Genomic DNA, 6,113 nt, shown 5'->3' with positions numbered 1-6,113 from the left:
TGTTACAAAATATAAATCAAAATTGTTAACAAATTAATAGAATAGAAATTATTAATCAAATAAAAAGCAAATTAAATTTATGATATGTGAAACAGTACAATGCAAACCACGATTGTTAAAATAATTTATTTTTTAAAAAACTTCTTATATTTAGACTATATAAATATTGTATGTGTTTTGCTAATCTCCTATATTTGCAGTCCATAAAATTTAAGGAATGATAAATATTACTCTACCTGACGGTTCAGTTAAGGAGTTCGCAAACGGTTCGACTCCGATGGATGTTGCAAAAAGCATTAGTGAAGGATTAGCAAGAAATGTAATTTCGGCTACTTTTGATGGAATAACGATTGAAACTTCGACAGAATTAACGACCGACGGTTCACTAGTTTTATATACATGGAATGACAAAGATGGTAAAAAAGCTTTTTGGCATTCTACTTCTCACGTTATGGCGCAGGTTTTAGAAGAAAAATTTAAAGGAATAAAATTAACACTTGGACCTGCAATTGAGAATGGATTTTATTATGATGTAGATTTTGGAGACAACAAAATAACTGATGCTGACTTTAAAAGTATTGAAGATCGTATTTTAGAAATATCTAGAGAGAAACACGAGTTTAAAATGCGAGCTGTTTCTAAAGCTGAAGCATTGGAAGTATATAAAGATAATGAATATAAAACTGAATTAATTTCAAATCTTGAGGATGGAACGATAACTTTCTGTGATCATTCGAATTTCTTTGATTTATGTCGTGGGGGTCATATTCCTAATACTGGAATTATCAAAGCTATGAAAATCATGAGCGTTGCAGGAGCCTATTGGAGAGGTGACGAAAAAAACAAACAATTAACTCGTGTATATGGTATTTCGTTTCCGAAGCAAAAAGATCTAACTGATTACCTAGAGCTCTTAGAAGAAGCTAAACGTCGCGATCATAGAAAATTAGGAAAAGAATTAGAATTATTTGCATTTTCTCAAAAAGTGGGTCAAGGTTTGCCATTATGGTTACCGAAAGGAGCTGCTTTGAGAGATCGTCTAGAACAGTTTTTGAAAAAAGCACAGAAAAAAGCAGGGTATGAACAAGTTGTAACTCCACATATTGGTCAAAAAGAACTTTATGTAACCTCTGGACATTATGCAAAATATGGTGCCGATAGTTTTCAACCTATCACAACTCCAGCCGAAGGAGAGGAATTCTTATTAAAACCAATGAATTGCCCACACCACTGCGAAATTTATAATACAAAACCTTGGTCCTATAAAGATTTACCAAAACGATATGCTGAGTTTGGAACTGTATATAGATATGAGCAAAGTGGTGAATTACATGGATTAACACGCGTTAGGGGATTTACACAAGATGATGCGCACATATTTTGTACTCCTGATCAATTGGATAGTGAATTCAAAAAAGTTATAGACTTAGTTTTATATGTTTTTGGTTCACTGGGTTTTGAAAACTTTACAGCTCAGGTTTCCGTTCGTGATTTGGACAATCCAGATAAATATATAGGAAGTGTTGAAAACTGGGAAAAAGCTGAAAAAGCTATCATCAGCGCAGCACATGACAAAGGATTGAATTATGTTATAGAAAGTGGCGAAGCTGCTTTTTATGGTCCGAAATTAGATTTTATGGTAAAAGACGCCTTAGGAAGAAGTTGGCAATTAGGAACTATACAGGTAGATTACAATTTACCAGAACGTTTTGAACTGTCCTATAAAGGCGCTGATGACAAGTTACATAGACCAGTAATGATTCATCGTGCACCATTTGGTTCAATGGAAAGATTTATTGCGATTTTATTAGAACATACAGCCGGAAACTTCCCTTTATGGTTAATGCCTGAACAAGCTATAATATTGTCTTTGAGTGAGAAATATGAAAATTATGCGAAAAAAGTTTTAGAATTGCTAGAAAATCACGAAATTCGCGCCCTAATTGATAACCGCAACGAGACCATAGGAAAGAAAATCCGGGAGGCAGAAGTTCAAAAGGTGCCGTTTATGCTGATAGTAGGAGAGGAAGAAGAGAAAAACGGAACTATTTCTGTTCGTCGTCACGGCCAAGAAGGAAAAGGCAACATCACGGTTACAATTGAAGAATTTTCTAAAATTGTGAACGAAGAAATAGACAAAACATTAAAAATATTTGAAGTTTAATTAAAATTATAGAGCCATAGCAATTAGAAATAACAGAGGTTATCAACCTAGAGTAGAAAAAACAGCAGCACATAGAATTAATGAGTTAATTCGTGGAGTTTCTGAAGTGCGTTTAGTTGGCGAAAACATAGAGCCAGGTGTATTTAAATTTATTGATGCACTTAAACTAGCTGAACAGTTTGAAATAGATTTGGTTGAGATTTCCCCTAATGCAGATCCACCAGTTTGTAAATTGATGGATTATGGTAAATTCATTTATCAACAAAAAAAGCGTGATAAAGAATTAAAAGCAAAATCAACTCAAATCACGGTAAAAGAGATTCGTTTCGGACCTCAAACTGATGAGCATGATTACGAATTCAAAAGAAAAAATGCAGAAAAGTTCTTAAAAGAAGGTTCAAAATTAAAAGCTTTTGTTTTCTTTAAAGGGCGTTCAATTATTTATAAAGAACAAGGACAAATCTTATTGCTTCGTTTAGCTCAAGATTTAGAAGAGTACGGAAAGGTGGAAGCTATGCCAGTATTAGAAGGAAAGAGAATGATTATGTTCATTGCTCCTAAGAAAAAAAGTAAGTAAGTTAAATTAAATAAACTAGGAAAAAATGCCTAAAATGAAAACAAAATCCAGTGCTAAGAAGCGATTCAAAGTAACTGGCTCTGGAAAAATCAAGAGAAAACACGCTTTTAAAAGTCACATCTTGACTAAAAAATCTAAAAAGCGTAAATTAGCTTTAACCCACTCTGCTTTGGTTCACAAAACAGATGAGAAAAGCATTAAACAACAATTAAGAATTATATAACAATTGACAATGTACAATTGATGATGGATAATTATCAATTATCAATTAAAAAATTCTTTAGGTTTAAAAAATTATTTAATAACCTTGGAGTATGGCTATTAAGTTCCCTTGATTAAATTCGGGACGCCTGCTACAAAAAAACAACAAAATTATGCCAAGATCAGTAAATTCAGTTGCTAAAAGAGCAAGAAGAAAAAAGATAATGAAGCAAGCCAAAGGTTTCTTTGGTCGTCGTAAAAACGTTTGGACAGTTGCCAAAAACGCTGTAGAAAAAGCAATGGTTTATGCCTACCGCGATAGAAAGCAAAACAAAAGAAATTTCCGTGCATTGTGGATCACGCGTATTAACGCTGGTGCAAGATTGGAAGGAATGAGTTACTCACAATTTATGGGATTAGTTAAGAAAAACGGTATCGAATTGAACCGTAAAGTATTAGCTGATTTAGCAATGAATCACCCAGATGCCTTTAAAGCAGTTGTGAAAAAAGTAAAATAAACGTTTGTACAACCATAATTTAACTTACTTACATATAAAAAAACCAATCATAAGATTGGTTTTTTTTGTTTAATAAACTTAATTAAAAACTTCCTCTTTTACTCCATCAAAACTAGCAAAAACCATACTTGGATGTGAATCTTGATGATGGATATTTCCTTTGCTATCTATTGCAATCGCGCCAGCAAAACCATCAAAAGGTTTTAATTCATTAAAAGTTTTTTCAAATGCTTTTTCAATAGTAAAACCATCGGTAACTCGAGTTACAATTTTGGCAGCTACTGCTCCACTCACAATATCTTCACCAACTCCTGTTAAACTTACGCCACAAAATTCATTGGCATAATTTCCCGCAACAGTTGCTGAATCAGAAATTCTTCCGGGTATTTCGAAACCTTTTCCACCTGTTGAAGTTGCCACCGCAATTTTGCCTTTGTTATCTAATGCAACACAACCTACAGTGCCAGTTCCATTTGCTTTTAATTTCGCTTCATATTCTGCTCTTCGTTGTGGAATTTCAGTAGAGAATTTTTTAAAACCATGTTGTCTTGCAAACTTTGTTGCCCCACTTCCACCAAGTACTTTATCATCATAATTTAATAAAACTTGCGCTACTTGTATAGGATTTTTGACTTCTTCAATGTTGATAACACCACTCATTTTCATAGTTGAGCCATCCATTAAAGAAGCACTCATCCTTATCTTTCCGTCACTCTGAATTTGGGAACCAATACCTGCATTAAATAATTCATTATCTTCCAAAAGTGAAACAGCATAAACCACAGTTTCTAGTGCACTATGCGATTTCAAATAAAGATAACTATCCTTTACAACTTTTAAAAGAGCTTGTTGTTTTGCAATTTTAGTCTCTAAATTAGTTGACGATTCTGAGAAAAACCCACCGTGAATGATTACTTTCATTTCTACTAAACGTATTGAGAAGAATGAATAGTCATTTTAAAAGTATCCAAATCAAACTTGTCATGTTTGCTCATCACATGTGTTACTAAATGATTGATAGAAATTGGCTGCCCCAATTCTACTTGAGTCAAATTAGTATCTTTTATTTCTCTACCATCAACCAAAATCACTAGACCAGAACCTAATGCTTCCATTTGTCTTCCGTTAGTAATTAACAAACCTGTATCTTCACCTAGTCCAATACCAAGTACTTTTGGATTACCTACAACGGCTTGAAACAATCTTCCAATTCTTCCTCTTTGCACAAAATGAGTATCAATAACAACATCATCAATAAGACCAAGACCCGAGGTGATTTTCACTTCTCCTTTCAACAAAGCTTCTTGACTACTTCCTTGATAAATCATATTATTAGAAGCCGCAGCAGCACCAGCAGAAGTTCCAGCGTAAGTAAAATCTTCGTTACGATATTTACTAATTAGAATATCATGAAATGGAGTACCGCCCAGTATAGAAGTCAATCGTAATTGATCTCCACCAGTAAACATAACAACATCTGCCGATTTTAATCTATTTAAAACGTCTTCATCAGAAGCCTGTTCTCTGCGTTCAATATGAATTACATCAACATTATATGCACCCAAAAAATTGAATGCTTTTACATATTCAGGGCCAATTTCTCTAGGGATTTTTGAGGCTGTAGTAATCACTTCAATCCTAGATAATTCTTTATTTTTAGACTCTTTTATTATTCTTTTTAAAATTCCTTCTTCAAAGAAGTTTAAATTTTTTGTAGCGCTTTTGTCTAAATCATTTTCAGTGAAACTGCCTTTATCTACAGCACCACCAATTATGATTAGTTTTCCTTGTATATTCATGTTGGTAAAAATAACAAAATCTTAAAACCTACAACGTTTTTTTTATTTTTTTGAAACCAATTTATCAACGTACTTATCAAGAATTACTATTATCATTTTATTATATATTTGTTGAATGGAAAGTAACCTAACACGTATTAATAAATTCCTTTCTGAAACTGGATATTGTTCTCGTCGTGAAGCTGATAAATTATTAGAAGAAGGAAGAATTACTATCAATGGAATAGTGCCAGAAATGGGAACAAAAGTGTCTCCAGATGATGAAGTGCGTGTGGATGGTAAATTGGTTCGTGAAAAAACAGATAAGTCTGTTTACTTAGCATTTAATAAACCAGTTGGGATAGAATGTACCACTAATCAAAATGTACGAGATAATATTGTAGATTATATTAATTATCCTAAACGTATTTTTCCAATTGGTAGATTGGACAAAGCCAGTGAAGGTTTAATTTTTATGACAAATGATGGTGATATTGTAAACAAAATTCTCCGCGCACGAAACAATCACGAAAAAGAATATATTGTAACTGTTGACAGACCCATAACGGACAGATTTATTGAAAAAATGAGCAATGGCATTCCTATTTTGGATACTGTTACTCGAAAATGCAAAGTAGAACAAATCAGTAAACATGTATTCAAAATTATTTTGACACAAGGTTTAAACCGACAAATTCGCAGAATGTGTGAGTATCTTGATTATGAAGTTACCGCTTTGAAAAGAACAAGAATTATCAATATTTCGCTAGATGTACATATAGGTAGATATCGTAATTTAACCGATGACGAAATCAAACAATTGAACAAACTTATTGAACCTTCAAGTAAAACAGAAGAAGCAAGTTTGCCAAAAT

7 protein-coding genes are annotated in these 6,113 nt (G+C 33.0%); 5 read left to right on the top strand and 2 right to left on the bottom strand.

The genetic code is table 11. From position 1 onward, the window contains the following. The first annotated feature begins 217 nt into the window (after positions 1-217). The 4 genes from thrS to rplT all read left to right on the top strand — a co-directional run bounded on the left by thrS (position 218) and on the right by rplT (position 3,460). On the top strand, positions 218-2,164 hold the full coding sequence (thrS, locus tag ACOYLT_RS09740) for a threonine--tRNA ligase (RefSeq protein ID WP_422853661.1): 1,947 nt from the start codon (positions 218-220) through the stop codon (positions 2,162-2,164). Positions 2,165-2,240: 76 nt separating this feature from the next. Then, positions 2,241-2,741 (top strand): translation initiation factor IF-3, encoded by a 501-nt coding sequence (gene infC / locus ACOYLT_RS09735; protein WP_422853662.1) that lies wholly within the window; start codon positions 2,241-2,243, stop codon positions 2,739-2,741. A 25-nt stretch (positions 2,742-2,766) separates the two neighbouring features. Next, the gene (gene rpmI / locus ACOYLT_RS09730; protein WP_011921545.1) at positions 2,767-2,964 is read left to right on the top strand and encodes a 50S ribosomal protein L35; all 198 of its coding nucleotides are present in this window, start codon (positions 2,767-2,769) and stop codon (positions 2,962-2,964) included. A 151-nt stretch (positions 2,965-3,115) separates the two neighbouring features. After that, complete coding sequence (rplT, locus tag ACOYLT_RS09725; protein WP_422853660.1) at positions 3,116-3,460, top strand: 50S ribosomal protein L20; 345 nt, start codon at positions 3,116-3,118, stop codon at positions 3,458-3,460. Positions 3,461-3,538: 78 nt separating this feature from the next. On the opposite strand, the gene ACOYLT_RS09720 is transcribed toward rplT, so the two are convergent. Together ACOYLT_RS09720 and ACOYLT_RS09715 are read right to left on the bottom strand one after the other, a co-directional pair. Next, the gene (locus ACOYLT_RS09720) at positions 3,539-4,381 is read right to left on the bottom strand and encodes an isoaspartyl peptidase/L-asparaginase (RefSeq protein WP_422853659.1); all 843 of its coding nucleotides are present in this window, start codon (positions 4,379-4,381) and stop codon (positions 3,539-3,541) included. A gap of 5 nt (positions 4,382-4,386) precedes the next feature. Then, the gene (locus ACOYLT_RS09715; RefSeq protein WP_422853658.1) at positions 4,387-5,259 is read right to left on the bottom strand and encodes a cyanophycinase; all 873 of its coding nucleotides are present in this window, start codon (positions 5,257-5,259) and stop codon (positions 4,387-4,389) included. Between the two features lie 115 nt (positions 5,260-5,374). Here ACOYLT_RS09715 and rluF point away from each other — a divergent pair. Then, positions 5,375-6,113, top strand: a 739-nt coding sequence (gene rluF, locus ACOYLT_RS09710; RefSeq protein WP_422853657.1) for a 23S rRNA pseudouridine(2604) synthase RluF, incomplete at its 3' end; no start/stop codon positions are given.

The sequence above is a fragment of the Flavobacterium sp. genome, from assembly GCF_049318185.1.
GTDB lineage: Bacteria > Bacteroidota > Bacteroidia > Flavobacteriales > Flavobacteriaceae > Flavobacterium.
The sequence above is the reverse complement of the archived record's forward strand: the minus strand, read 5'-3'. Positions and strand labels throughout refer to the sequence as shown.